We start from the raw sequence: 25,321 nt of genomic DNA, 5'->3' as shown, positions 1-25,321 counted from the left end.
AAGTGCCCCGAGAAGTTCGGGATGTCGTCTTCGTCGACGGTGTCCGTACCCCGTTCGGCAAGGCGGGTGGCATGTACGCCAACACCCGCGCCGACGATCTCGTGATCCGCTGCATCCGTGAGCTGCTGCGCCGCAACCCCCAGCTGCCGCCGGACCGGGTCGAGGAGGTGGCCGTCGCCGCCACCACCCAGATCGGCGACCAGGGCCTCACCATCGGCCGCACCGCCGCCCTGCTGGCCGGGCTGCCCAAGACCGTCCCCGGCTTCGCCGTCGACCGGATGTGCGCCGGCGCGATGACCGCCGTCACCGCCGTCGCCGGGGGCATCGCCATGGGTGCGTACGACATCGCCATCGCCGGTGGCGTCGAGCACATGGGCCGGCACCCGATGGGCGAGGGCGTCGACCCCAACCCGCGGATCGTCGCCGAGAAGCTGGTCGACCCGTCCGCCCTGGTGATGGGGGCCACCGCCGAGAACCTGCACGACCGGGTGCCGCAGGTCACCAAGGAGCGCGCCGACGCGTTCGCGCTCGCCTCGCAGGTCAAGACCGCCAAGGCGTACGCCGACGGCAAGCTCCAGGCCGACCTGGTGCCGGTGGCGATCCGCGACGACGAGGGCGGCTGGGGCCTGGCCACCGCCGACGAGGCCCCCCGGGAGACCTCGCTGGAGAAGCTGGCCACCCTGAAGACCCCGTTCCGCCCGCACGGCAGGGTCACCGCCGGCAACGCCGCCGGGCTGAACGACGGCGCCACCGCCAGCCTGCTCGCCGACGAGGCCACCGCCCGTGAGCTGGGCCTGCCGGTCGCCATGCGGCTGGTGTCGTACGGCTACGTCGGGGTCGAGCCCGAGGTGATGGGGGTCGGCCCGATCCCGTCGACCGAGAAGGCGCTGCGGATCGCCGGCCTGAGCATCGACGACATCGGCCTGTTCGAGCTGAACGAGGCGTTCGCCGTGCAGGTGCTCGCCTTCCTCGACCACTTCGGCATCGCCGACGACGACCCCCGGGTCAACCCGTGGGGCGGCGCGATCGCCATCGGTCACCCGCTCGCCTCCTCCGGCGTACGGCTGATGACCCAGCTCGCCCGGCAGTTCGTCGAGCACCCCGAGGTGCGCTACGGCCTCACCGCCATGTGCATCGGCATCGGCATGGGCGGCACGGTCATCTGGGAGAACCCCAACTGGGAGGGTGCAGACAAATGAGCCTCAGCGCACCGAACGAGGTCGTCACCCGGGCGCTGCTGCGTCAGGTGACCGTGCCGGGGCTGGACCGGCCCGCCGCCCTGATCACCCTGGACAACGGCCTCGACCACACCAAGCCGAACACCTTCGGCCCGGCCGGGCTGGCCAGCCTCGACGAGGCGATCAGCACCGCGCTGGCCGCGGACCCGGCTTTCGTGGCGGTCACCGGCAAGCCGTACATCTTCTGCGTCGGCGCGGACATCACCAGCCTGCCCGCGCTGGCGGACCGGGAGCAGGCGCTGGAGATCGGCCGGCTCGGCCACCGGGTCTTCGCCCGGCTCAGGGACAGCACCGTACCCACCTTCGCCTTCGTCAACGGCGCGGCGATGGGCGGCGGCCTGGAACTGGCCCTGCACTGCCACTACCGGACGCTCTCCGGCGGCGCGGCGGCACTGGCCCTGCCCGAGGTCTCGCTCGGCCTGGTGCCCGGCTGGGGCGGCACCCAGCTGCTGCCGAACCTGATCGGCATCCCGGCCGCGACGCAGGTCGTCATCCAGAACCCGCTGATGCAGAACAAGATGCTCAAGCCGAAGCAGGCGGCCGAGATGGGCATCGCGGACGTGCTGCTGGAGCCGGCCGACTTCCTGGAGCGGTCCCTGGAGTGGGCCGCCGGGGTGGTCCGGGGCGAGGTCACCGTCACCCGTCCCGAGGTCGACAAGGACATGTGGGCGGGCGTGCTGTACTTCGCCCGGCAGACCCTCGACCAGCGGCTGCACGGCGCGGTCCCGGCCGCCTACCAGGCGCTGGACCTGCTGGAGACGGCGAAGGACGCGGACTTCGCCACCGGCACCGCCGCCGAGGACGAGGCGCTGGCCGACCTGATCTTCTCGGAGGAGCTGCGCAGCGGCCTGTACGCCTTCGACCTGGTGCAGCGGCGGGCCAAGCGGCCGGCGGGCGCACCGGACAAGGGCCTGGCCCGCCCGGTCACCAAGGTCGGCATCGTCGGCGCCGGCCTGATGGCCAGCCAGCTCGCGCTGCTGTTCGCCCGTCGTCTCCAGGTGCCGGTCGTGCTGACCGACCTGGACCAGTCCCGGGTCGACTCCGGCGTCGGTTACGTGCACACCCAGATCGAGAAGGCCGTCAGCAGGGGCCGGATGGACAAGGGCACCGCCGCCAAGCTGTACGGCCTGGTCTCCGGCTCGGTCGACAAGTCCGCCTTCGCCGACGCCGACTTCGTCATCGAGGCGGTCTTCGAGGACCTGGACGTCAAGAAGCAGGTCTGGGCCGAGCTGGAGAAGATCGTCTCGCCGGAGGCGGTGCTCGCCACCAACACCTCGTCGCTGTCGATCACCGCGATGGCCGCCGACCTGGAGCACCCGCAGCGGGTCGTCGGCTTCCACTTCTTCAACCCGGTCGCCGTGCTGCCGCTGCTCGAGATCGTCCGGGGCGAGCGGACCGACGACGCCACCCTGGCCACCGCGTTCGCCGTGGGCAAGCAGCTCAAGAAGTCGTCGGTGCTGGTGAAGGACGCTCCGGCGTTCGTGGTCAACCGGCTGCTCACCCGCTTCCTGGGCACCGTGTTCGCCGCCGTCGACGCGGGCACCCCGCTGGACGTGGCGGACAGCGCGCTGGACCCGCTGGGTCTGCCGATGCGTCCGCTCGCCCTGCTCCAGTTGGTCGGGCCGGCGGTGGCCTACCACGTGGGCGGCACCCTGCACGCCGCCTACCCGGACCGGTACCCGGTCAGCGAGAACCTCCGCCGGATCGCCGAGTCGGGCCGACCGATCGTCGTCGAAGACCGGATCAACGACGAGGTCGCCCAGCTACTCGTGGTCGGTGACCGGCCCCTCACCGCCGAGCAGGTGCGACAGAACGCGCTCGACGCCCTGGCGCAGGAGGTCCGGCTGATGCTCGACGAGGGTGTCGTCGCCGAGGCGCAGGACATCGACCTGTGCCTGATCCTCGGTGCCGGCTGGCCGTTCCACCTGGGTGGGATCACCCCCTACCTGGACCGGACCGGCACCGCCGAGCGGGTCACCGGGCGGCGTTTCCTGCCCCACGGGGTCGCCAGCCTGCCCGCCTGAACCGTCCCCGCTCCCCCGCGATCGCGGTGGCCGACGATGTCCTCCCCCGGGACTATCGTGGCCACCGCGATCGTCGTTTGCGTACCCTCGTCAGACTCGGGGGGCTGCACGGCCGTGCCCCGGCTGGCTACGATCACGCGTTCTCACCCTCGCCTGGAGCTGATCTGATGACCACACCGCCGGTCGATCCCTGGTCCGGGCAGCCGGAGCACGGCTCGCCCACCGGTCACTACCCGCCCCCGTCCGACGGTCCGCACACCCCCACCCCGGCAGGCGGCCAGCACACCCCGCCACCGGGCGGCGGCTGGCCCACCACGCCGTACCCGTCGGCACCCTCCGGCCAGCCCGGTGGTTGGCCGGTCGACCCGCAGTCCGGGCCACCGGCCGAGGCCTACCCCGGCCCGCAGTACGGCGGCTGGTCGCAGTCGGACCCGGGTCAGGGCGGCGGCTACCCCGGCGTCGGGCACTCGGGCCCGCCCGGCACCCCGCCGTCGGGCTACCCCGGGGCGTCCGGTTACCCGGGTGCCCCGCAGCCCGGCTACCCCGGTGCCCCGCAGCAGCCCGGTTACCCGGGCGCCCCGCAGCCCGGCTATCCGGGTGGCCCCGGTGCCGGCGGCTACCCCGATCCGGCCCAGCAGCAGTACGCCGGCTTCGCCGGTGCGCCGTTCAGCCCTCCGCACGGACCGGCCCCGCAGCGGTCGAAGCTGCCGCTGCTGCTCACCCTCGGGCTGGCCGGTCTGCTGGTGCTCTGCCTCGGCGGCGGCGGCCTCGTCTGGGTGGCGCTCGACGACGACCAGGGCAAGAGGACCGATCCGACGCCCTCGCCCACCGTGGCGACCTCGCCCAGCCCGACCCCCACCCCCGTCGAGACGGACAGCCCGACCCCCGAGCCCACCCCGTCCGACGAGGTCGACGACCCCGGCCCGATCCGGCTGGTGACGCCGTCCACCCTCGGTGGCCGGGCCAAGAGCACCGACCCGGAGCTGCGTCGGATCGCCGACCAGATGGTCCGCGACATGAAGTCCGAGGTACGCAACGAGACCGGCGCGGTGAGCGCCTTCTACGGCAGCGCGGCCGGCCGCAACATGGTGATGATGGCGGGCGCGTCCGGCCCGGTCATCCTGCCGGAACAGGAGCTGGACGACGCGGTCAAGGGTCTGGGCACCTCGCTGGCGGTCACCAAGATGTCGACCATCGAGCCGGGACCGCTGGGCGGGGTGGCCAAGTGCGGTGACGGCAAGGCGTCCGGCATCGCGCTCGGCGTCTGCGTCTGGGCCGACCACGGCAGCGTCGGCATGATCGTCATGTACTTCTCCTCGGCGGCCAAGGCGCGGTCCGAGTTCGCCTCCCTCCGGGGCCAGATCGAGAAGCGGGACTGATCCGGCGTACGACGGTGGGCGGCCGTCCGGCGCGGAGCGGCGGATGTCGGTCGCCCTGGCTAAGATCATCCGGCCTCACCCACGAATTTCTGGAGTAGACCTGATGTCCCAGCCCCCGACCAGCCCGTACGCCTCCGCCCCGGACGGCGGTACGCCGCAGGGCGGTCACCCGTCACCGCAGCAGCCGGACGCCGTCGGCGCACCGCAGTACGCGGGACCGCCGCCGGTCGCCCCGGCGAAGAAGCGGTCCACCGGCAAGATCGTGCTGATCGTGCTCGCGGTGCTGCTGGTGCTCTGCCTCGGCGGCGCCGCCATCGCCGCCTTCGCCCTCAAGGACGACGTCAAGGAGGTCGTGGCCGCCGCCAACACGACGGTCTCCGCCCCGGCCACCCTCGCCGGCCGCCCGCAGGTCACCGACCCGGCCCTGAAGGCGGTCGCCGACGGGCTGGTCACCGAGATGAAGAAGTCCGTGCAGGGCGAGACGAGCACCGCCGGCGCCTTCTACGGCGACCCCACCAAGCAGGACCTGCTGATGATCGCGGCGGCGTCCGGTGTGATGGCCGACCCGAAGAAGGAACTGGACGACGCCGTCAAGGGCATCACCACCGAACTGAACGTCACCAACATGGCCAGCGTCGACGCCGGCCCGCTCGGTGGCGAGGCCCGGTGCGGCGACGGCAAGAGCGAGAGCGTCCCGCTGGGCGTCTGCGTCTGGGCCGACAAGGGCAGCGTCGGCCTGATCGTGCAGTACTACAAGTCGGCCGCCGACCTGAAGTCCGAGTTCGTCACGATGCGCGGGCAGATCGAGAACAAGGGCTGACCCACCCCGGTCGACCGGACAGGCCCCGCCCGCCACTCGGTGGGCGGGGCCTGCGCCGTCACGCCGCGCGGTGAGCGCGGGTAGCGCCGTCAGCTTGCCGGTGGACGCGGCCCGTGCGTCAGCTTGCCGGTGGGCGCGGGTAGCGCCGTCAGCCGGTCGGGGCGGCCCGCTCGGCGGCGCTGCGCAGCACGCAGAACTCGTTGCCCTCCGGGTCGGCCAGCACCACCCAGCCGGTGCCGTCCGCCCGACGCTGGTCGTCGACCTGGACGGCACCGACGGCCAGTAGCCGCTCGACCTCCTCGTCCCGGCTCCGGTCCACCGGCTCCAGGTCGAGGTGCAGCCGGTTCTTCACCGACTTCCCTTCCGGAACGGCCAGGAAGAGCACCTCCGGGCCACCCTCGGGCAGGAGCATGGCCTCCGGGTCACCGGGCAGGTCGTCGGGCTGGCGGGGACACCCGAAGACCTGCGCCCAGAAGCCGGACAGGGCATAGGTGTCCCGGCAGTCGATGCTGATGTTGTGGATTCGTACGCTCACGGGTCTGCCTCCGCAGCAGGGGGACGCGCCCCGCGGACGTGCGTGTCAGCGGTGGGTGGGACGGGGCGCGGGACAGGACATGGTGGACATCAACCGCACCTCCGTTCCGCGATCCGGGCCGACCCGGGAATGGTCGCAGACCGCCCGGCCGACCGGCAAGCCGGTCAGCCCGGGGCCTGGTCGGCCGACGGCAGGGTGACGGTCACCTCCAGGCCACCGCCCTTCTGCGCGACGACCCGGACGGTGCCACCGTGCGCGTCGCAGACCGCCCGGACGATGGACAGACCCAGCCCGGAACCCCGGGCCCCGGTCCGTTCCCGCCCACCCCGCCGGAACGGCTCGAACAGCCCCGGCACGTCGGCCTGGTCCACCTCGAAGCCGGTGTTGCGCACCACCAGCCACGAGGAGCGCCCGTCGGTGTCGGTACGGACCCAGAGCCGGCCGTGCAGGTGGTTGTAGCGCACCGCGTTCTCGATGAGGTTCCCGGCCAGCCGGTCCAGCAGGCCCGGGTCACCGGTGACCGGGGCCGGGCGCAGCGAGGACTGCACCCGCAGGCCGATCCGCTCCACCTCCCGGGACATGGCGGACAACGCGTTGGCGGTGCCGGTGGCCAGGTCACACTCCGTACGCCGGGCCAGCCGTCGACCGGCCTGCGCCTCACTACGGGCCAGCACCAGCAGCGCGTCCACCAGGCCGTTGGCGCGCTCCGAGGCGTCCCGGACCACAGTGGCCATCCGGCGGTACTCGGCGGCGTCCGCCTCGTCGTCGCTGAGGGTGACGTCGATCTCGGTGCGCATCACCGCCAACGGGGTCCGCAGCTCGTGCGAGGCGTTGGCGACGAACCGTTTCTGCGCGTCGAACGCGGCGGTGATCCGGTCCAGCATCGCGTCGAAGGTCCGGGCCAGCTCGGCCACCTCGTCGTCCGGCCCGGACCAGCCGATCCGCTGGTCGAGCGTGGTCTCGCCGAGCCGGCGCGCGGTCGCGGTGACCTGGTGCAACGGTCGCAGGGTACGACCGGCCACCCAGTACGCCCCGGCGACCCCGACCACGCTGATCGCCAACAACGCCAGCAGGCCCTTGACCAGCAACTCGTCCGAGGCGGCGTCGACCAGCTGGCGTTGCCACACCGCGGCGTCCAGCGAACGCCCGTCCGCCAGCAGCACGGTGGTGCCCGGCCGTAGCTCGTCGGTGGGGCGCAGCGCCTCCCGCACCAGCAACCAGGCCAGGGTCACCAGGATCGCCCCGGCCCCCACCAGCAGCACCCCGTTGAGCAGGGTCAACCGCAACCGCAGGGTGGGCCGCAACCGCCGGCTCACGGGCGCACCCCGGCCCGGCGCACCGGGTCGCTCCCCGCGCCCGCCGTACCGACGCCGGTGGGTGGCCGGCTGGCCCGCCGCGCCCGCCCGCTCTCCACGTTCACGGGCCGACGATCCGGTAGCCGGCGCCGACCACCGTCTCGATCAGCGGCGGATCACCGAGCTTGCGGCGCAGTGTCCGCACGGTGACCCGGACGATGGTGGTGAACGGGTCGGTGTTGGCGTCCCAGACCCGTTCCAGCAGTTCCTCGCTGGAGACCACCGCGCCGCGCGCCTTGACCAGCTCGCTGAGCACACCGAACTCCTTGTTCGTCAGGTCGACCGGTGCCCCGGCCCGGGTGACCACCCGACGGGCCGGGTCGATCACCACGTCGCCCACCTGGAGCACCGGCGGGGCTGCCGGGGTGGCCCGCCGGCCCAGCGCCTGCACCCGGGCCACCAGCTCGTCGAAGGCGAACGGCTTGGGCAGGTAGTCGTCCGCGCCGAGGCCCAGCCCCGCCACCCGGTCGGCGACGGTGTCGCTGGCGGTCAGCATCAGCACCCGGGTGAGGGTGCCCGAGGCGGCCAGCTCCGCACAGATCTGGTCGCCGTGCATGCCCGGCAGGTCGCGGTCGAGCACCACCACGTCGTACCGGGTGACGAAGGCGGCCTCGTGACCGGCGTCCCCGTCGTACGCGACGTCGACCGCCATCCCCCGCTTGCGCAGCCCACGCACGATCGCGTCGGCGAGGTTCCGTTCGTCCTCGACCACCAGCACCCGCATCCCGACCTCCTCGCCGACCTGTCCGACAACCTAGCGCCGCCGACCAAACGGCTGGTCGCAGGACCGCCGTCACCCCGCCCGGACCGTCACCACACGGCCCGGCCGGCTGATCCACCGCCCCGGCCGTCGGCCCACCACCCCGGGCCGCAGGGCCGCAGCGCCGCAGGGCCGCAGCGCCGCAGGGCCGCAGCGCCGCAGGGCCGCAGGGCCGCAGGGCCGCAGGGCCGACCCGGTGCGGGTCAGTCGGGGAGCCGCCACACCCCGAGACTGTCCCGTTGCCGCCAGCAGACCAGCACACCCTGGCGCTGCCAGCAGGTGTCCCACCGGCCGGGCAGCACGTCCCGCACCCGGGGCGTGCCGTCGGCCGGATCCAGCTCCGCCAGCACCGTCCGGCCACCGGCGGCCGGACGGACGGCGAAGAGCGGGGCGGTGCCCGGCCACCGGTACACCAGTTCCCACGGACCCAGCTCGGCCACCGGTCGGCCGGTCGCCGCGTCGAGCAGGGCCAGTCGTCGCGGGCCGTCGTCGACGTTGCCGCCGACCAGCCGGTCGCCCACCGACCCCATCGGCGTCCAGCGGTCGGCCGACCACCGCAACCGGCCGGTCGCCGAATCGAGCACCCGGGTGCCGGCCGGCGCGTCGAGGCAGACGGCGTCACCGCAGGCGTAGGCGTACCCGCTGGCCGACCCCGGGTCCGCCGTGTCCCAGCGCCGCCGGCCGGTACCCAGGTCGTACGCGGCCACCACGCCCGGTTCCCCGTCGACCAGCAGCAGTTCCCCGACCGGCTGCGCCAGGTGGTGGTGGTCGCCCCGGGCGGGCGGCACCGGGAAGTCGAGACGGCGCACGCCGGTGCCGACGTCGTACGCCTCGGCCCGGCCCGCGCTGGTGACCAGCACGAGTTCCTCGACACCACGTGCCCCGGCGCGGTGGCCGACGGTGGCCGCGCCGGTGCTGACCGTCCACCGGACCGCGCCGGTCACCGGATCGACGCCCCGCACCACCGCGCGGTCGACGTGGACGTCCTCCAGCAGCAGCCCGCCGTCGCGGGTGGGCACCGCCCGGCCGGGCTGCCGCCAACGGACCCGCCCGTCGATGTGGTCGAGCACCATCGAGACCGGTTCGCCACCCGGGTCGGTGGTGATCGCCACGTCCTCGCCCACCTGCTCCAGCACCAGCAGTTGGTGCCGGGGCGACAGCGACACCTGCCAGCGGATCCGCCCGTCGGTCAGGTCGACGGCGATGAGCTGCCGGCTACCGGCCGGCGCGAGGGCCGACGGGTCGGCGAGCACCAGCAGGCCACCGACGACCAGGTGGCTGGGCTCCGGCACCTCCGGTACGGGCACCGCGACCAGCCGGGTCGGCCCGGGTGCCCCGGCGGCCACGGTGAGCAGCAGGAACAGGCCGACCAGGACGAGGGGTACCGGGCCGCCGACCGACCGCCGGCCCCGGGGGCGGCGCGGCGGGCGGGGAGCCGGCTCGTCGGGGTGACCCACCTCACCCAGGTCGATCACCGTCACCGGGGCAGCCGCCAGACTCCGAACGTGCCGGCCACCAGCCGGCAGAGCAGCAGCCCCGCGTCGGTCTGACAGTCGCCGGAGACATTCGGCAACATGTCGAGCACCCGGACCGTGGCGGCGGCCACGTCCACCTCGGCGACCGTCATCCGGCCCGCACCGTCCGGCCGCCAGCCGAGCACCCGCCCGGCCGGCGTGCTCGGCTGGACCAGTTCCCAGGTGCCCAGGTCCGCCACCTGCCGCCCGGAGGCGAGGTCGAGCACCACCAGCGGATGCCAGCCGCCCCGGCCCAGGCTGCTCGCCACCACCCGACCGCCGCCCTCGTCACTGGCGAACTCCCACCGGGCGTCCTGCCAGACCGTCCGCCCGGTCGCCGGATCCAGTGCCCGGACCCCGCTGGCCCGGCCGGACGCGCAGATCAGCGGTCCGCACGGGGTGAAGAAGACCGGCACCGTCAACGGCACCTGCCACCGACGGTCCAGCCCGTCGAGACCGTAGGCGGTGAGCCGACCGAGACGCGGCTCGATGGCGAGCAGCAGGTCGCCGACGACGTCGTAAACGGTGTCCGACGGTGTCCGACCGTGGTCGAGCTGCGCACCGTGCAGGCGTACCCCGCGCCGGGCGTCCCAGACCTCGACCGAGGCGGGAGGTCGCACCGTCACGAATCTGTCCACCCCGTCAGCCGCGGTCCGGAGCAGCACGTCCGCCGGTGCCGGCATCGACGTCGACCAGCGGTTACGGCCGGTGGCCGGGTCGGCGGAGTGCACCGTCCACCGCCCGCCCGGACCGTACTCGAAGAAGAGCAGGCTGGATCCCGACGTCTCGCCACCGCCCGCCCGCTGCCACCGCAGCCGGCCGGTCCCCCGGTCGTAGGCGAGCGTCCGGAACTCCCCGTCCTGGCTGCCGTCGGTGCCGCTGAGCAGCACCACGTCGCCGTACCGACGGATCGTCCCGGAACTGCTGGTCAGCGGCACCGGCGTCTGCCACCGCAGCACCGGCCGCGCCCGGGGGGAGCCGGGGATCGTCCAGGCCTTCAACCGCGCCGGGGCGGTCGGGTCGCCGGTCGGCTCGTGCAGGAAGACCTCCCCGTCGCCGAGCAGCACCGACGTGCCGAGAGGGGCCGGCAGCACGAAGGCGGCCCGGTGCGCCACCGGCGTGGCGGCGGCCAGCACCAGCAGGGTGGACGCCAGCACCGCGGCGAGTCGCAGCGGCCGACCGACGGCACGGGGTGCGGCACCGGACGGCTCCGGCTCGACGTCGCAGAGCTCACCCAGATCGATGACCGTCACGCGTACCCTCTCCCGACCGCCGCGCCCTGCCGACCGTTACCCCTCCGGTGGACGCGGATCGCCGCGCACCGGGTCACCGGAACGGCCCGCCGCCGCCTGTACGATGGCCCGTCGTGGCCGTGCCGGTGGTAGATCCCTCGTTGAACCCGACGTCCCCGCCCGACGCGGTCGAGCCCGACGCGGTCGAGCCCGACGCGACCGGCCCGCAGGGGCGGCCACGCCGACGGCCGGGCCGGGCCGACGTGCTCGCCATCGGAGCCTATGTCCTGATCGGCGTTCTGGTGTGCCTGAACTACTGGGTGGACGTGCAGCACCGGGTGTCGTCCCACCTGCCGACCGACCACAGCTGGTTCGAGTGGCTGTTCACCCACGGCGCGTACTCGGTGCGGCACCTGGAGAACCCGCTGTTCAGCGCGCGGCAGAACGCCCCGGACGGGGTGAACATGATGGCGAACACCTCGCTGTTGGGGATGACCATCCCGCTGGCCCCGGTCACGCTGCTGTTCGGCCCGCAGGTGACCTACGCGCTCTACCTGGGCGGGGCGCTCGCCGCGACGGCGGCCACCTCGTACTGGATGCTCTCCCGGCACCTGGTGCGGTCGCGGGCCGGCGCGTTCGTCGGCGGCGCGTTCCTCGGTTTCGCCCCGGGCATCGTGCACCACGCCAACGGGCAGCCCAACTTCGTCTCCAACTTCCTGCTGCCGGTGATCGTGGCCCGGGTGCTGCGGCTGGGCCGACCCGGCCGGTGGCGACGCGACGGGGTGGCGCTGGGCCTGCTGGTGGCGTACCAGATCTTCATCAACGAGGAGATGCTGCTGCTGACCGCGCTGGCCTGCCTGGTGGCGGTGGCCGCGTACGTGGTGCAGCGGCCCCGGGAGGCCCGCGCGCGGGTCGGCGGTTTCCTGGCCGCGCTGGGACTGGGCGGCGGACTGGCGCTGCTGCTCACCGCGTACCCGATCTGGTACCAGTTCAACGGCCCGCAGTCCTACCGGGGATTGCAGGGCGGGGTGTTCCACAACTGGGGCGAGGACCTGATGGCGTTCGTCACCTTCGCCCGGGACACCGTGGCCGGCGACGAGGCGGTGGAGAAGACCATCGGCCTGACCGAGCAGAACACCTGGTTCGGCTGGCCGCTGGTGCTGGTCGCGCTGGCCGCCCTGGTGCTGCTCTGGCGGCGCTCGCTGGCCGCCCGGATCGCCGGGGTGCTGGTGGTGGTCTTCACCGTCGCGGCGATCGGTCCGAAGGTGCGGTTCAACGGGGTGGAGACCACCGTGGACGGCCCCTGGGCGTACGTCCCCGACGACCTGCCGCTGGTCGAGATGATGATGCCGACCCGGCTGACCCTGGTGGTGACCGGCGCGGTCGGTGTCCTGCTCGCACTGGCCTGGGACGCCGTCGGCGCGGTCGGCCGGTCCCGGGTGCCCGCGCCGCGTACCGCCGCCGACGACACCGCCGCGACCGGCACCAGCACCGCCGTACCCGCCGCGCCGGGCCGCCGCCGGTGGGTCCGGCCGGTCGGGTACGCGGCGATCACGCTCGCCGTGCTCCCGCTGTTCCCCCGCCCGCTGCCCGCGCAGCACATCGACCTGCCGCCGCACTTCATCACCGCCGGCGGCTGGCGGCCGTACGTGCCGCAGGGACGCACCCTGGTCCCGGTGCCGATCCCGAGCAACGTGCACGGCCTGTCCACGCTGCGCTGGAGCGCGCTGACCGGGCACGAGTTCCCGGTGCCCGGTGGCTACTTCATCGGCCCCAACGAGCTGGGCGAGGGCGTCTTCGGTGCGCCGAACCGGCCGACCAGCACCCTGATCTACGCCACCATCGACGCCGGCACGGTGCCCGCGCTGACCGAGGAGAACCGCCGGCAGGCGGTGGCGGACCTGCGGTTCTGGCGGGCGTCGGTGGTGGTGCTGGGCGACCACCCGCGCGAGGCGGTGCTGCGGGACCTGATGTCCGGCCTGCTCGGCCCGGCGCAGCGGGTCGACGACGTCTGGCTCTGGGACGTCCGCCCCCTGGTCGGCTGACCCACCACCGACCCCGGGGCGGTCGGCTGAGCCGCCACCGAACTGACAGCGCCCGCCCCGACCGCGACGGCGGTCGGCTGACCCGCCACCGACCGCGACGGCGGTCGGCTGAGCCGCCACCGACCGCGACGGCGGTCGGCTGAGCCGCCACCGACCGCGACGGCGGTCGGCTGAGACCGGCTCAGGCGGTACGGGCCGACAGCGGCCGGACGTCCCACACCCAGACGTCGAGTTCCCGGCGGGCGGGGCCGACGAGCTGCTCGACGGTCCGGCGCAGCGGCTCGGCGTTCTGCTGGCGCAACGGCAGCACCAGCACGGCCGCGTTCCAGTGCCGCAGTTCGTCCAGGCTGCGCCGCCGCTGCCGGTCGTCCAGCTTGGTGGTCCGGCCGGTGGTGGCGACCTCGTCGAGCAGCTGCCCGATCCCGCTGGGCCGCCCGCCGAACCGCCCCGGGTCGCCGGTGTTGCCGTTGCGCGGGGCGAGGAAATAGCCGCCCGGGATCTTGAAGTCGAGGTTGGTGGCCGCCGCCCAGCGCATCCCGTGGGTGTTGCCCATGCTGGGCACGGGCACCGGCACCAGGGTCTGCCCGGGGCCGACGTACTCCCGCCACCGGTCGGCGGTGATGAAGTCCGGCACCGGCGGACGGGAGGTCACCTTCAGCGGCATCGGCACGATCGGCAGCAGCGCCAGCACCAGGGCGGCCACCGTGACGGTCTTGGCGTGCCGCCACTGCGCGCCGCGCAGCGTCCAGGCCCGCTGCACGGCCAGCGCCAGCAGCATGCCGATCACCACCGAGGTGATCAGGGCGAACCGGGTGGGCACCACCGCGTCCAGCAGCGGCAGCCGCACCAGCAGTTCCCACGGCCCGGTGATCAGGTCGCGCCCCCACCAGGAGATCTGCTCCCCGAGGGAGAGCAACGCGAAGAACGCGCCGGTCACGGCGAGCGCTCGGACCAGGCGTTCGCGGCGTAGCCAGAGCACGATGCCGACGGCGATCAGCGACAGGCTCCAGCCGAAGAAGGCGTTCTCCTCGGAGTAGTTCGGGGCCAGGTTGACGTTGGCCCGTTCGTTGCCGCCGAAGGTGGGCGAGCCGGGGGCGAAGAAGGCCGCGATGTCGTTGCCGTAGTCCTGCACCGCGTCACTGAGACCGTGGTACGCCATCGGCCCGGCGAACTGGACGTAGAGCGGGTACGCCAGCAGCGCCCCGGCCAGCACCGCGCACGCGGCCAGCCCCTTGGCCAGGGGACGCCACGCCGCCGACCAGAGCGCCGGCCGCTGGGCCACCATGGCGATCAGGAAGACGCCGCAGGCCAGGGCGGTGAAGAGCAGGATCTCCTCGTTGATGAAGGCCTGGCCGGTGACCAGCACGGCGAGCAGCAGGCCGTCGCGCAGCGGCCGGGTGGAGCGGGTCAGCACCATCACCCGCCACACGATGAACGGCAGCAGGAACTGGCTGATGATGTTGGGGTGCCAGTTGGCGTGCGAGAGCATCGCCGGGGAGAAACCGCAGAACCAGCCGCCGACCGCCGCGGCGAGCCGCCGGCGCACCAGGTGCCGGGACAGCACGTGGTACCAGGCGGCGGCGGTGCCGGCGAGGCCGAGGGTGACCAGCACCACGAAGGACACCGCCGGCCCGAACAGCAGGGTGACCGGCACCATCGGGATGCCCAGGGCCAGCACCGCCGTGTTGGCCATCAGGTTGACGCCGTCGGGGAAGTTGAACTGGTCGGTGTAGAACGGGAACTCCCCGTGCAGCACCACCCGCACCGAGTGGGCCAGGAAGAACTGCACCTGCGCCGGGTCGCTGCTGTAGAGCGAGGCCACCCGGCCGGCCGGGTCGACCCAGATCCGGCTGGTCACCCAGAGCGCGACGACCAGGAAGATGCCGTAGACCACCAGGTCCTTGCGGCGGGCCGTCCAGCGCCAGCGCCGCCACCAGGCGACCGGCGTCGCGCCGTCACCGTCCGTGTCGACCGCCCCCCGCTGCGGTACGCCCGCCGCCGCCCCGCCGCCGTCGGCGGCCGGCCGCTGTGGTGCCGCCCCGGGCGGCGGTGTCGCCGCCGGTGGCGCGTCGACCGGCGACGCCTCGACCGTCCGGTCCGCGGGTGCCGGCACACCGCTGGCGCGCAGGTCGACAGGGGTGGTGAGGGTCACGGGTGGGGGCGCCGTCGCGGTGGCCGTCGTGCCGCGGGCAGCGCCCCCGGAGTCGTCGGGGGCCGGTGCGGAGGCGCCACGGGGCTCGGCAGACGTCACAGTCGGCGGAGTCTACCGGAGCCGGGAAATAGTCCGAAATTCACTTCGGTGTCCCTTGTGGTGGTCGGGGGCACGGCTGCGGGGCGTCACCGGGCGTTGCGTACCATGTGGGTTTCCGACAACGACGGCGACGCGATCGGGGGCGTACAGATGGCTTCGGTTCGCCGTCGCGGCACGACGGTCACCGCGCTGCTCGGCCTGCTGCTGACGGTCGCGGCCTGCGGCCCGGTCGCCGACCGTCAGGCCCGGGAGCTGCGGGTGGGCTACGACAGCCTGGACGGCACCCGGGCGGTGTGGCCGCCGCGCGGTGCACTCGCCGGGGACGCCACCGCGACGGCGGCGGTGACCGCGGCGGTCCTCGGCTGGCGCTCGCCGATCGACGACCGGGTCCACCTGCCGTCCTCCGGCATCCTCTGGTCGGGCGAGGTCGACGGCGTCCCGCTGGCCCTGGTCGCCGCCGACGTCCCCGGGGAGAGCGCCTCCTGGCTGCTCCAGCTCACCGGCCACAATGGCTCCTACCAGGTGACCCGGGCCAGCGAGTACACCGATCCGGGCTACCTCGTCTACGCCGACGTGCTCCCGCTGGTCCTGCCCGACGGCCGGCGCTACCTCACCTCCGGCCGGGTGGAGCGGCTACTCGGTCCGGACGGCCGGGCCCTGATGCTGACCGACGGGCTGACCGCCCCGGTGAAGGTGCCCGACTGCCGGGCGGTGCCGGTGACGGTGACGCTGCGCGCCACCGAGTCGCTGCCCCGGGGGCGGGCCGCCGATCGGCTGCTCGACCTGGGCACGGCGACCGCCGAGCCGAGGTACCCGCTGGTCCGGGACGAGACCGGGTCCGGGCGGCGGGCCCTGGACGGGCTGGACACCTGCGTGCTCGCCGACGAGCAGGGGCCGTTCGGGAGCATCCCGCGGCGGATCGGTGACCGGGACGCGCCGCGTTCGGTCCCCGAGTCGTGGCCGATGGAGAAGGTGTCCGTCCGGGCCGTCGGCGAGATGATGCTCGGCGGCGGCGACGACCCCGGTGACCTGGAGCAACTGACCTGGGAAACCGATGCGGGGACGATGACCGCGGTCGTCTACCGGCCGGCGGGCGAGGGCGGCCCGGTGGTCTCCCCCGCCGACCGGTCCAACCCGCTCCAGGCGTACGTGCTGCCGGTGCCGGGGCAGCCACTGGTGGTGCTGACCTGGCGGGGCAACCGGGACGCCTCCCTGTCGGTGCCGCCCGGCACCCCCCGACTGGTGGACCGTCCGGGTCTGGTGGTCGTCCCGATGCCCGCCTCCCGGCAGACCTTCAGCCTCGCCACCGCCGAGAAGACCCACTACCGCTCCGCCGGCGGCCGCTGACCCCCACCGGCCCACTTCCGCCCTCTCCTCCCGCCTCCGCGCCGCCCCTCCCCCGGCTCCGGCCGGGGGCGAGGTGGGGCAGGTGGGGTGACATGGCGGAGGGCGGTCACGGCGGGGCCGTGACCGCCCTCCGGGCCGGTCGGGGTGGGTCGACCGGTCAGTGCGGGCTGGTGTCGCCGGCCGGGAGACGGACCGGCTCGACCGAGGTGGCGTCGCCGTCCAGGCCGGAGATCCAGCCGGTGACGTCACGGGCCACGTCCTGGGCGGTCAGGCGCAGGTCGGCCAGGATCTGCGCGCGGGTGCCGTGCGGGTGCCAGTCGGCCGGTACGCCCAGGTCACGCAGCGGCACCCGGACGTCGGCGTCCCGCATCGCCTGACCCAGCGCGTCACCGACACCGCCGATGCGTACGCCGTCCTCGACGGTGACCACCAGGCGGTGCCCGGCGGCCAGCTCGACCAGCTCGGCCGGGACCGGGCGCACCCAGCGCGGGTCGACCACGGTGACGCCGTAGCCCTGCTCGGCGAGGCGGGACGCCACCTCCATGCCGAGCAGCCCGAAGGCGCCCACCGCCACCAGCAGCACGTCGGTACGTGTCGACTCGGCCAGCACGTCCACCGGACCGACCCGGCGAACGGCCGGCAGGTCGGCGGCGACGGTGCCGGTCGGGAACCGGACGATGGTGGGACCGTCATCGACGGCGATCGCCTCGCGCAGCTCCTCCCGGAGGCTCGCGGAGTCCCGGGGGGCGGCGATCCGCAGGCCCGGCACCACCCCGAAGACCGACATGTCCCAGATGCCGTAGTGGCTCGGCCCGTCCGGCCCGGTGATGCCGGCCCGGTCCAGCACGAAGGTCACCGGCAGCCTGTGCATCGCCACGTCCAGCAGGACCTGGTCGAAGGCGCGGTTGAGGAAGGTCGCGTAGACCGCCACCACCGGGTGCAGGCCGCCCATAGCCAGGCCGGCCGCCGAGGTGGCCGCGTGCTGCTCGGCGATGCCCACGTCGTACACCCGGTTCGGGTGCTTACGGGCCAGGGTGGCGATACCGGTGGGCTCGGCCATCGCGGCGGTGATCCCCACCACGTCGGGCCGCTCGTCGGCGATGGCGACCAGCTCGTCGGCGAAGACCTGGGTCCACTTCACCGACGGGGCGGCGAGCAGCTTGCCGGTCTCGACGTCGAACGCGCCCGGACCGTGCAGGCAGTCCGCCTCGTCCTCCTCGGCCGGGCGGTAGCCGTAGCCCTTGCGGGTCACCGCGTGCACGATCACCGGACCGCCGAAGTTCTTGGCCGCGCGCAGCGCCGACTCGACGGCGGCGATGTCGTGCCCGTCGACCGGGCCGACGTACTTGATGCCGAGGTCCTCGAACATCGCCTGCGGGGCGACCGCGTCCTTGATGCCCTTCTTGACCGCGTGCAGTACCTCGTACATCGGCTTGCCGACGAACGGGGTGTTGCCGAGGGCGTCCTTGACCGTGTCGAGGACCTTCTCGTAGCCGGGGTTGAGCCGCAGCGACGACAGGTGGTCGGCGAGGCCGCCGATGGTCGGCGAGTAGGACCGGCCGTTGTCGTTGACCACGATCACCAGCCGGTTGCCGGAGGTGGCGATGTTGTTCAGCGCCTCCCAGCACATGCCGCCGGTGAGCGCGCCGTCACCGACCACGGCCACCACGCTGCGCTGCTCGCCGCGCAGGGCGTACGCCTTGGCCAGCCCGTCGGCGTAGGACAGGGCGGTGGAGGCGTGCGAGTTCTCGATCAGGTCGTGCTCGCTCTCGCCCTGGCTGGGGTAGCCGGACAGACCACCACGCTGGCGGAGCTTGTCGAAGCCGTCCTGCCGGCCGGTGAGGATCTTGTGCACGTACGACTGGTGGCCGGTGTCGAACAGGAGCCGGTCGCGCGGGGAGTCGAAGACCCGGTGCATGGCCAGGGTCAGCTCCACCACACCCAGGTTGGGGCCGACGTGCCCGCCGGTACGGGAAACCTTGGCGATCAGGAAGTCACGGATCTCGGCGGCGAGGATGTCCAGCTGTTCGCCGGTCATCCGCTTGACGTCATGCGGACCACGGACGGTGCCCAGTAGCCGACCGTGGTTGGCCGTGTCCTCGTCAACACTCATGACGAGAGAGTCTATCGGCCGACGCACACTCCGCAGCCCGCCCATGGATCACCGCAGGTAGGACCCCGGATCACCGGGTGAGGCGGCCGGAGCACGCGTCGGCCGGGCCACCGCGGCACCGGCCCGGACCACGGCCGGAGGGCTGTGGCCCGGCTCAGCGGAGGACCACCAGCCGGCTCGGCGGAGCACCACCAGCCGGCTCAGTGCAGGACCACCAGCCGGCGCGGCGGAAGCCGCCCAACCAGCCCGTGCGGCGGCCCGGACGGGGTCCAGGACCCCAGCACGGCGGCCCGCCGCGCCCCGGTCACCGAGGGCACCGCGCCGGGCAGCCCGTGCCAGGACAACCACCCCAGCAGGGCGAACGCGTACGCCTCCTTGGCCTGGGTGGGCACCCCCAGCTCGGCGGTGCTCCGCAGCTCCCACCGTCCGGCCCCGAGGGCGGCCAGTCGACCCCACAGGGTGGGATTGCGCACCCCACCGCCGGCCGCCACCACCTCGGTCACCCCGTGCTCCGCACAGGCGGCGGCCACCGTCCGGGCGGTCAGCTCGGTCACCGTGGCGAACACGTCGTCACGGGCGACCGGCTCGGCGAGCGCCGCCAGCCGGTCGTCCAGGTAGCCGGGGTGGAACAGCTCCTTGCCGGTGGACTTGGGTGGTGCCGCCGCATAGTAGGGCTCGGCGAGCAGCAGCGCCAGCAGCCCGGGGTGCACCCGACCCGCCGCCGCCCGGATCCCGTCGACGTCGCAGGGCCGGTCGAGGAACCGGCGGGCCGCCGCGTCGAGCAGGGCGTTGGCCGGGCCGACGTCGTACCCGAGCACCGGTGCGCCCGGCGCGACCACGGTGAGGTTGGCGATACCGCCCAGGTTGAGCGCCGCCCGCACCGGGCCGCCGCCCGACCGCCGACGCCCACCGGCACCGCCGCCGGGCCGCCCACCCGCACCACCGTCGTCGTCGTGCCGCCCACCTCCACCACCGTCGTGCGGTCCCCCGCCACCACCGTCGTCGGCGGGCCGTCGGCGGTCAGCCGGGGCGAGCAGCAGGGCGTCGAAGGCGGGGACCAGCGGGGCGCCCTGTCCGCCGGCCGCGACGTCCGCCGACCGCAGGTCCGACAGCACGGGTACGCCCACCCGGGCGGCGACCCGGGCCGGCGCACCGAGCTGGAGGGTGCCCCGGACGGTGCCGCCGTCGACCCAGTGGAACACGGTCTGCCCGGGTGAGACGACCACGTCGGCGTGCCCGCCGGCCAGCTCGACGCCGAGCGCGGCGGCCTCGGCGAACACCTCACCGAGGGCGTTGTCCAGCCGGCACACCGCCTCGACCGTGGTCGGCTGCGGCGGCAGGACCGCCCCGATCCGTTCCCGCAGTTCCCGGTCGTAGCCCAGCTCCCGGTGCCCCAGCGGACGCAGCCGCAGGGTGTCCCCGACGGTGCTGAACTCGGCGGCGGCCACGTCCACCCCGTCGTACGAGGTGCCCGACATCAACCCGACGATCCGCATCGCGCCGGGTCGGTCAGCCGGTCGGGGGCAGGAACAGGCCGACCAGTTCGACGTGCCGGGTCATCGGGAACAGGTCGTAGCCGCGCAGGGCGGCGAGCCGCCAGCCGGCCTGGCCGAAGGTGCGCACGTCCCGGGCGAACGCGGCCGGATCGCAGGCCACGTAGGCGACCGCCCGTGGAGCGGCGGCGACCAGGTGCCGGACCACGGCCGCACCCGCCCCGGTACGCGGCGGGTCGAGCACCACCAGGTCGACCGGGCCGGTCACCCGGCGACGGGCCAGCGCGGTCTCCACCCGGGCGGCGACCACCTCGACCCCGGGCAGGTCGGCCAGGTTCCGCCGGGCGGCGGCGACCCCCTCGACCGCGGACTCGACCACGGTGACCCGGGCCTGCGGGCCGACCCGGCCGGCGAGCGCGGCGGCGAACAGGCCGGCCCCGCCGTAGAGGTCCCAGGCGGACTCGCCGGGCCGCGGGGCGAGCAGGTCGAGAACCGCGTCGACCAGGGTGTCGGCGGCGGCCGGGTGCACCTGCCAGAACCCGCCGGCCGGCACCGTCCAGTCCCGACCGGCGGCGTTCTCCCGCACCGCCACCGAACCGTCGGGCGCAGCCGCCACCGGTCGGTCCGCCGGAGCCGGCACCGGTCCGTCGCCCGGAGTCGCCGGGTCGGTCGGGACGTCCGGCAGAGCCATCGGGTGGGCCGGACCGTCCGGCAGAGCCATCGGGTCGGCCGGACCGTCCGGCAGAGCCGCCGGGTGGGCCGGGACGTCGGGCCGGGTGGACACCCCGTCGGGGAGGGTGGTGACGACCACGTCGCCACCGGTCGAGGCCACCGTCGCCACCGCCTCGGCCGTCGGCCAGCGCCGCCCGAGCACCGGCAGCGCCTGGATCACCGGGTGGGCGATCAGGCAGCGGTCGATCGGCACCACCTCGTGCGAGCGGTGCTTGAGCAGCCCGGCCCGGCCGGCGGCGTCGACCGCGTACCGGACCCGGGACCGCCAGCCCAGCGGACCGCCGGGCAGCGCCCGGACGGTGACCCGCAGCCCGTCGACCTCGGCGTCGGTGAGCCCACCGAGGCGGGTCAACTGCTCGCGGACCACGGCCGTCTTCCAGTCGAGCTGGGCGGCCGGGCTCACGTGCTGGAGGTCGCAACCACCGCACCCGCCCGGTCGGGCGTACGCGCAGGGCGGGGTGACCCGGTCCGGTGACGCCGCGAGGATCTCGACGGCGTCGGCGCGGGCGAAGCCCCGGTGCAGCTCGGTCACCTCGGCGACCACCCGCTCACCGGGCAGCGCGTGCCGGACGAAGACCACCTGGCCGTCGACCCGGGCCACGCAGTGCCCACCGGGGGCGACCGCGTCGACGGTCAGCTCGACCTGCTCGGCCTCCTCCAACCCGGACCGCCGCTCCTGCCCCGCGTCACCGCCGCCGGCCGACCCGGAACGGGCGGTGGTCACGCCGGCCGACCCGGAACGAGCGGTGGTCACGCCGGCCGACCCGGAACGGGCGGTGGTCACGCCGGCCGACCCGGAACGGGCGGTGGTCACGGGGTGGGCGGGGCCGGGGTGAGCGGTCACGGGCGGTCTCCGGACGACGGGTCGGGCTCGGCGGGCGACGTGGGGACGACCACCGGCGGCACAGGCGGCGGCAGGGTGCTGCGCGGCGCGACCCGGGGCCCCCGGGCGGGGGTACGGCTCAGCGTCTCGTCCAGCCGGTCGAGGTTCTTGGTCGCGGTGGAGGCCAGCTGCCAGGGCACGCTGGTCACCATCACGCCCGGCTCGAAGAGCAGCCGGCCCTTGAGCCGCAGGGCGCTCTGGTTGTGCAGCAGGTTCTCCCACCAGTGGCCGACGACGTACTCGGGGATGAAGACGGTGACCACGTCGCGGGGCGACTCCCGGCGGGTGTTGGCCACGAAGTTCAGAATCGGCCGGGTGATCTCCCGGTACGGCGAGTCGACCACGGTCAACGGCACCGGCAGTTCGCGCCGCTCCCACTCCTGCTGGAGCTGCCGGGTGTCCTTCTCGTCCACGTTGACGGTGACCGCGGTGAGCGTGTCCGGCCGGGTGGCGCGGGCGTACGCGATGGCCCGCAGGGTCGGTTGGTGCAGCTTGCTGACCAGCACGATGGCGTGGTTGCGGGCAGGCAGCACGCCGCGCACCTCGGTCGGTTCCAGCTCGGCGGCGATCCGGTCGTAGTGCCGGCGGATGGCCAGCATCAGCAGGTAGATCACCGCCATCGCGGCGATGGCGATCCACGCGCCGAGCAGGAACTTGGTGAGCAGCACGATGACCAGCACGGTGCCGGTCATCGCCATGCCGAACGCGTTGATCGCCCGGGAGCGGAACATCCGGCGGCGGGCCTCCGGATCCCGCTCGGTGCGCAGGTGCCGGTTCCAGTGCCGGATCATGCCGGCCTGGGAGAGCGTGAACGACACGAAGACGCCGACGATGTAGAGCTGGATCAGCTTGGTCACCTCGGCCTGGAAACCCACGATCAGCACGATCGCGAAGACGGCGAGGAAGACGATGCCGTTGGAGAAGGCCAGCCGGTCGCCCCGGGTGTGCAGCTGCCGGGGCAGGTAGCGGTCCTGGGCGAGGATCGAGCCGAGCACCGGGAAACCGTTGAACGCGGTGTTCGCGGCGAGGAAGAGGATCAGCGCGGTCATCCCGGCGACCACGTAGAGCAGCACCGAGCCACCGCCGAAGACGGTCTCGCCGAGCTGGGTGGTGACGGTCTTCTGCACGTACCCCTCGGGGCCGGAGAGGATCTGCGTTCTCGGATCCTCGACGAACTGCAGGCCGGTCAGCCGGGCCAGCCAGATGATGCCGACCAGCATGGCCACCGAGATGCTGCCGAGCAGCAGCAGCGTGGTGGCCGCGTTGCGGCTCTTCGGGGCCTTGAACGCCGGCACCCCGTTGGAGATCGCCTCGACCCCGGTCAGCGCGGCGCAGCCGGAGGAGAACGTCCGCAGCAGCAGGAAGACCAGCGCGAAGCCGGTGACGCTGTGCTCGGCCTGGATCTCCAGCCCGGCGCTGGGGGCGCGCAGGTCGTCGCCGAGGACGAAGTACCGGACCAGCCCGGTGAGGATCATCCCGCCGATGACGATCACGAAGCCGTACGTCGGGATGGCGAACGCGGTGCCGGACTCGCGCAGCCCGCGCAGGTTCATCGCGGTCAGCAGCACCACCGCGCTGACCGCGATCAGCACCTTGTGGGTGGCCACGAAGGGCACCACGGAGCCGAGGTTGGCCACCCCGGAGGAGACCGACACGGCGACGGTCAGCACGTAGTCGACCAGCAACGCGCTGGCCACCGCCAGCCCGGCCCGGGGGCCGAGGTTGACCGTGGCCACCTCGTAGTCACCGCCGCCGGAGGGGTAGGCGTGCACGTTCTGCCGGTAGCTGGCCACCACGGTCAGCATGACCACGACCACCGCGAGGGCGATCCACGGGGAGAACAGGAACGCCGACGCCCCGGCGATGGAGAGGGTCAGCAGGATCTCGTCCGGGGCGTACGCGACGCTGGACAGGGCGTCGGAGGCGAAGACCGGCAGGGCGATGCGCTTGGGCAGCAGGGTGTGCTGGAGCCGGTCGGACCGGAACGGTCGACCGAGGAGGAGTCGCTTCAGCAGCGAGGTGGGACTGGCCACAAGCGCTAAGGGTACGACCACCGGATGGTGGCCGCCGGGGGGTGCCTGGTCCCGTTCCCCTGCCCCGGCGCGGTACGGTTCGGTCCCCCGGTGGCGGGGCGGACGTGGCAGGCTCGCAGACGACAGTCGCCGGCAGGCAGGCGCACCATGGGAGGGACACCGTGCACGTCGTGATCATGGGCTGTGGACGGGTCGGCTCGACGCTGGCCTACAGCCTGGAGTCCCGGGGGCACTCGGTGGCGGTGATCGACCAGGACGCCGACGCGTTCCGCCGTCTCGGCCCCGACTTCGCCGGGATCACCGTCACCGGAGCCGGCTTCGACGGCGAGGTGCTGCGCCAGGCCGGCATCGAGCGGGCGGACGCCTTCGCCGCCGTGTCCAGCGGTGACAACTCCAACATCATCTCGGCCCGGTTGGCCCGCGAGACGTTCGGTGTCTCCCGGGTCGCGGCCCGGATCTACGACCAGCGCCGGGCCCAGGTCTACGAGCGGCTCGGCATCCCCACCGTCGCCACCGTGCGCTGGACGGCCGACCGGATGCTGCGCCATCTGGTCCCCGAGGGCAACGTGGAGATGTTCCGGGATCCGACCAGCACCGTGTCGATCATCGAGGTGCCGGTGCACAAGGACTGGATCGGTCGGCCGCTGCGCCAGCTGGAGGAGGCGGCCGGCACCAGGGTGGCGTACCTGACCCGGTTCGGTATCGGCATGCTGCCCACCGCGTCCAGCGTCGTGCAGGAGGGTGACCAGCTCTACGTGCTGGTCACCGACGACATCGCCGCCCCGGTCACCGCGGTGGCCGCGACGCCGCCCGAAGGAGGGCACTGAGCATGCGGATCGCCATCGCGGGTGCCGGCAACGTGGGCCGGTCGATCGCCCAGGAGCTGATCGACAACGGCCACCAGGTGATGCTGATCGAACGGCAGCCCCGGATGCTGCGTCCGGACCGGGTGCCCACCGCCGACTGGGTGCTGGCCGACGCCTGCGAGCTGGCCAGCCTGGAGGAGGCGAACGTCGCGGGCTGCGACGTGGTGGTCGCCGCCACCGGTGACGACAAGGTCAACCTGGTGGTGTCCCTGCTGGCCAAGACCGAGTTCGCGGTTCCCCGGGTGGTGGCCCGGGTGAACCGGGCCGAGAACGAGTGGCTCTTCACCGAGCAGTGGGGCGTCGACGTGGCGGTCAGCAAGCCCCGGGTGATGGCCGCGCTGGTCGAGGAGGCGGTCACCGTCGGCGACCTGGTCCGGCTGATGACGTTCCGACAGGGCGAGGCGAACCTGGTGGAGATCACCCTGCCGCCGAGCGCGCCCTACGTCGGCCAGCCGATCCACGCCGTGCCGCTCCCCCGGGACGCCGCGCTGGTGGCGATCCTGCGCGGCAAGCGGGTGCTGGTGCCCAGCCCCGACGACCCGATCGAGGCCGGCGACGAACTGGTCTTCGTGTGCACCGCCCAGGTGGAGGACGAGGTACGCGCGGTGATCCTCGGCCCGGACAGCGTGGAACGGACCCGGGCCACCGGCTGAACCGCGGACGACGGGACGCCCACCGGCTGACGTAGCGGGCGACGGACG

At 73.8% G+C, this 25,321-nt stretch carries 18 protein-coding genes; 8 read left to right on the top strand and 10 right to left on the bottom strand.

Annotated elements, in window-relative coordinates; all coding sequences use genetic code 11:
* The first annotated feature begins 2 nt into the window (after positions 1-2).
* The 4 genes from O7612_RS09370 (at position 3) to O7612_RS09355 (ending at position 5,461) form a co-directional block, all read left to right on the top strand.
* Positions 3-1,199 carry a thiolase family protein gene (locus tag O7612_RS09370; protein ID WP_282272278.1) on the top strand — a complete coding sequence of 399 codons (1,197 nt, stop codon included), beginning with the start codon at positions 3-5 and terminating at the stop codon, positions 1,197-1,199.
* Positions 1,196-3,262, top strand: coding sequence for a 3-hydroxyacyl-CoA dehydrogenase NAD-binding domain-containing protein (locus O7612_RS09365; RefSeq protein WP_282272276.1), 2,067 nt, complete (start codon positions 1,196-1,198; stop codon positions 3,260-3,262). Before O7612_RS09370 ends, O7612_RS09365 begins: the two co-directional genes overlap by 4 nt.
* Positions 3,263-3,429: 167 nt before the next feature.
* Positions 3,430-4,641, top strand: coding sequence for a hypothetical protein (locus tag O7612_RS09360; RefSeq protein ID WP_282272274.1), 1,212 nt, complete (start codon positions 3,430-3,432; stop codon positions 4,639-4,641).
* Between the two features lie 103 nt (positions 4,642-4,744).
* Positions 4,745-5,461: a hypothetical protein gene (locus O7612_RS09355; RefSeq protein ID WP_282272272.1), complete on the top strand. Its 717-nt coding sequence runs from the start codon at positions 4,745-4,747 to the stop codon at positions 5,459-5,461.
* 148 nt (positions 5,462-5,609) lie between these two features.
* Here O7612_RS09355 and O7612_RS09350 read toward each other — a convergent pair whose 3' ends face one another.
* From O7612_RS09350 to O7612_RS09330, 5 genes are all read right to left on the bottom strand, one after another.
* Positions 5,610-5,996: a VOC family protein gene (locus tag O7612_RS09350; RefSeq protein ID WP_282272269.1), complete on the bottom strand. Its 387-nt coding sequence runs from the start codon at positions 5,994-5,996 to the stop codon at positions 5,610-5,612.
* Between the two features lie 164 nt (positions 5,997-6,160).
* Positions 6,161-7,312, bottom strand: coding sequence for a HAMP domain-containing sensor histidine kinase (locus O7612_RS09345; protein ID WP_282272268.1), 1,152 nt, complete (start codon positions 7,310-7,312; stop codon positions 6,161-6,163).
* 100 nt (positions 7,313-7,412) lie between these two features.
* Positions 7,413-8,075 carry a response regulator transcription factor gene (locus O7612_RS09340; protein ID WP_282272267.1) on the bottom strand — a complete coding sequence of 221 codons (663 nt, stop codon included), beginning with the start codon at positions 8,073-8,075 and terminating at the stop codon, positions 7,413-7,415.
* A 239-nt stretch (positions 8,076-8,314) separates the two neighbouring features.
* The gene (locus O7612_RS09335) at positions 8,315-9,592 is read right to left on the bottom strand and encodes a PQQ-binding-like beta-propeller repeat protein (RefSeq protein ID WP_282272265.1); all 1,278 of its coding nucleotides are present in this window, start codon (positions 9,590-9,592) and stop codon (positions 8,315-8,317) included.
* Positions 9,589-10,878: a PQQ-binding-like beta-propeller repeat protein gene (locus tag O7612_RS09330; protein WP_282272263.1), complete on the bottom strand. Its 1,290-nt coding sequence runs from the start codon at positions 10,876-10,878 to the stop codon at positions 9,589-9,591. The genes O7612_RS09335 and O7612_RS09330 overlap by 4 nt, the downstream gene beginning before the upstream one ends.
* 242 nt (positions 10,879-11,120) lie before the next feature.
* Between O7612_RS09330 and O7612_RS09325 the strand changes: the two genes are divergently transcribed.
* Positions 11,121-12,902 (top strand): hypothetical protein, encoded by a 1,782-nt coding sequence (locus O7612_RS09325; RefSeq protein ID WP_282273857.1) that lies wholly within the window; start codon positions 11,121-11,123, stop codon positions 12,900-12,902.
* Between the two features lie 181 nt (positions 12,903-13,083).
* Here the strand turns inward: O7612_RS09325 and O7612_RS09320 are convergent, their stop codons facing one another.
* Positions 13,084-15,153, bottom strand: coding sequence for a hypothetical protein (locus O7612_RS09320; RefSeq protein ID WP_282272261.1), 2,070 nt, complete (start codon positions 15,151-15,153; stop codon positions 13,084-13,086).
* Between the two features lie 150 nt (positions 15,154-15,303).
* Here O7612_RS09320 and O7612_RS09315 point away from each other — a divergent pair, with 150 nt between their 5' ends.
* Positions 15,304-16,500, top strand: a complete 1,197-nt coding sequence (locus O7612_RS09315; protein WP_282272259.1) for a hypothetical protein — start codon at positions 15,304-15,306, stop codon at positions 16,498-16,500.
* Positions 16,501-16,657: 157 nt separating this feature from the next.
* On the opposite strand, the gene dxs is transcribed toward O7612_RS09315, so the two are convergent.
* From dxs to O7612_RS09295, 4 genes are all read right to left on the bottom strand, one after another.
* Positions 16,658-18,613, bottom strand: a complete 1,956-nt coding sequence (gene dxs / locus O7612_RS09310; protein ID WP_282272257.1) for a 1-deoxy-D-xylulose-5-phosphate synthase — start codon at positions 18,611-18,613, stop codon at positions 16,658-16,660.
* Positions 18,614-18,813: 200 nt separating this feature from the next.
* Positions 18,814-20,109: an anhydro-N-acetylmuramic acid kinase gene (locus O7612_RS09305; RefSeq protein WP_282272255.1), complete on the bottom strand. Its 1,296-nt coding sequence runs from the start codon at positions 20,107-20,109 to the stop codon at positions 18,814-18,816.
* Positions 20,110-20,122: 13 nt separating this feature from the next.
* Positions 20,123-21,562: a TRAM domain-containing protein gene (locus O7612_RS09300; RefSeq protein ID WP_282272254.1), complete on the bottom strand. Its 1,440-nt coding sequence runs from the start codon at positions 21,560-21,562 to the stop codon at positions 20,123-20,125.
* A gap of 116 nt (positions 21,563-21,678) precedes the next feature.
* Entirely contained in the window at positions 21,679-23,754 is a 2,076-nt protein-coding gene (locus O7612_RS09295) for an APC family permease (RefSeq protein ID WP_282272250.1), read from the bottom strand.
* A gap of 161 nt (positions 23,755-23,915) precedes the next feature.
* Here O7612_RS09295 and O7612_RS09290 point away from each other — a divergent pair, with 161 nt between their 5' ends.
* Both O7612_RS09290 and O7612_RS09285 read left to right on the top strand, forming a co-directional pair.
* Positions 23,916-24,581: a TrkA family potassium uptake protein gene (locus O7612_RS09290; RefSeq protein WP_282272248.1), complete on the top strand. Its 666-nt coding sequence runs from the start codon at positions 23,916-23,918 to the stop codon at positions 24,579-24,581.
* Positions 24,582-24,583: 2 nt separating this feature from the next.
* Positions 24,584-25,273, top strand: coding sequence for a TrkA family potassium uptake protein (locus tag O7612_RS09285; protein ID WP_282272246.1), 690 nt, complete (start codon positions 24,584-24,586; stop codon positions 25,271-25,273).
* The last annotated feature ends 48 nt before the right edge of the window (positions 25,274-25,321 follow it).

Source organism: Micromonospora sp. WMMD987 (assembly GCF_029581435.1).
Taxonomy (GTDB): Bacteria; Actinomycetota; Actinomycetes; order Mycobacteriales; family Micromonosporaceae; genus Micromonospora; species Micromonospora rifamycinica.
This window is presented reverse-complemented; position numbering and strand designations above follow the sequence as displayed.